This is a genomic window from Gordonia sp. (in: high G+C Gram-positive bacteria), from assembly GCF_049299075.1.
Taxonomy (GTDB): domain Bacteria; phylum Actinomycetota; class Actinomycetes; order Mycobacteriales; family Mycobacteriaceae; genus Gordonia.
The window spans coordinates 1-1,735 of record NZ_JBAQWU010000034.1 but is presented as its reverse complement, the minus strand read 5'-3'; the positions used below and the strand labels follow the sequence as shown (position 1 = coordinate 1,735).

Genomic DNA, 1,735 nt, shown 5'->3' with positions numbered 1-1,735 from the left:
CTCCCGCGGCGCCCACCGCTCCGCCGAATAACATCGGCGCTGAGCCTCCGAATTCCACCGCACAGACCATCGGCACAAAACTTTGGTGCTCGGAGCGACACTATGTGTCGATTGAAGCGCCAAAGTTTTTCTGAACGGTTGTGCTCTGGATCGGCGCTCACCTGATGGTTGTTCAGTCGACCAAGATGTCGCGGATCACGCCGTCAGCGAGCAGCCGACCGCGATCGGTGAGGACGTAGGAATCCTCAATCACGTTAAGTAGGCCGTCGCCGACCGCACGCTGCGCACGCCGCTGTTCGGCCTCCGACAACTCGTCACGGGCCAGACCCGAGCGCATCCGCAAGCGCAGCATCACCGACTCGGTGTGCGCGTCGTCGTCGGACAAGATCTCGAAGCCACCGATCGGCAAGGTTCCGGACTCCACCGAGGCGGCGTAGGTGGCCGGGTGCTTCTGGTTCCAGAAGCGCACACCGCCCACATGCGAGTGCGCGCCTGGGCCGATCCCCCACCAGTCGTCGCTGCGCCAGTAGGCCTCGTTGTGCCGGCAGACGGACCCTTCGACGGGGCTCAGGGAACGGGCCCAGTTCGAGACTTCATACCAGGTCAGCCCGCCGTCGGACAGGCGCGCGTCGATCGACTCGTAGCGGGCGGCGAGCACATCGTCGTCAGGCATCGGGACCTCGCCTCGACGCACCTTCCGGGCGAACGCGGTGCCGTCCTCGACGATCAGCGCGTAGGCCGACACGTGGTCGACGCCGGCCGAGAGCACCGCGTCGAGGGAGGCCGCGAGGTCGTCGTCGGTCTCCCCCGGCGTGCCGTAGATCAGATCCAGGTTCACGTGCTCAAACCCTGCGGCGGCGGCTTCGCGAGCGGCGGCCACCGCGCGCCCCGGCGTATGCCTGCGTTCGAGGATCTGCAACACGTGCGGTGCGGCCGACTGCATGCCGAGCGAGATCCGCGTGTAGCCCGCATCCCGCAGCCCATCGAAGAACTCCGGCGATGTCGATTCCGGGTTGGATTCGGTGGTGATCTCCGCGCCCGGCGCCAGCGTGAACGAGGCCCGGACCGCGTCGAGTAGGTCGGCGAGTCGCGGCGCCCCGAGCAGCGATGGCGTACCGCCGCCGACAAAGACCGTCTCCACCGGCCGAGCCGGTTCCAGGTGTGTGGCAGCGGCGGCGAGTTCGCGGCGCACCGCTTCCGCCCATGCTGCCGGCGACGTCGACGAGCCGAGTTCGCCGGCCGTGTACGTGTTGAAGTCGCAGTACCCGCACCGGCTCGCGCAGAACGGGACGTGCAGGTAGAGGCCGAAGGGTCGGGCCGAATCGACGTCCGCCAACCGACCCAGCGCCGCTGGTGACAACGGGGTCGACGGCGCACGCAGGGACATGCCTCCATTCTGTCCTATCCCCGGCTGGGTAATAAAAATCACGCTGCAGATAAATGCACGCAGGTTAGACGTAGCGAGTCGGGCGTGGCACCATGGCTGTCGTGACTACTTCGGGCGTCCGCCTCATCGCGCGGCGGCACATCGACCTCATGCGCTGCGACAGCGCATCCTGTCGGCCGTAGTCCCTACCGGCCACGACGCCTCCGGTGCCACTGCGCATAGTCCGCGCACTGCGGCACCATGCCAGTTTGCCTCGTTTGCCGCTTTACCCCAGAATGGCCAGCCCCCATGACGCTGCGCACCGCTCGCGCCGCGCTAGGAGAAACCCGATGACGCTCACCACTCCCG

General features: G+C 67.1%; 1 protein-coding gene. It reads right to left on the bottom strand.

The window, feature by feature from the left end:
• Nucleotides 1-172: 172 nt before the first annotated feature.
• Complete coding sequence (gene hemW / locus WAW85_RS01180; RefSeq protein WP_422557834.1) at nucleotides 173-1,387, bottom strand: radical SAM family heme chaperone HemW; 1,215 nt, start codon at nucleotides 1,385-1,387, stop codon at nucleotides 173-175.
• Between the last annotated feature and the right edge of the window lie 348 nt (nucleotides 1,388-1,735).

Excerpts from the sequence above, each read along its gene's own strand:
- hemW (WP_422557834.1), bottom strand. The coding sequence starts at position 1,387 with ATGTCCCTGCGTGCGCCGTCGACCCCGTTGTCACCAGCGGCGCTGGGT.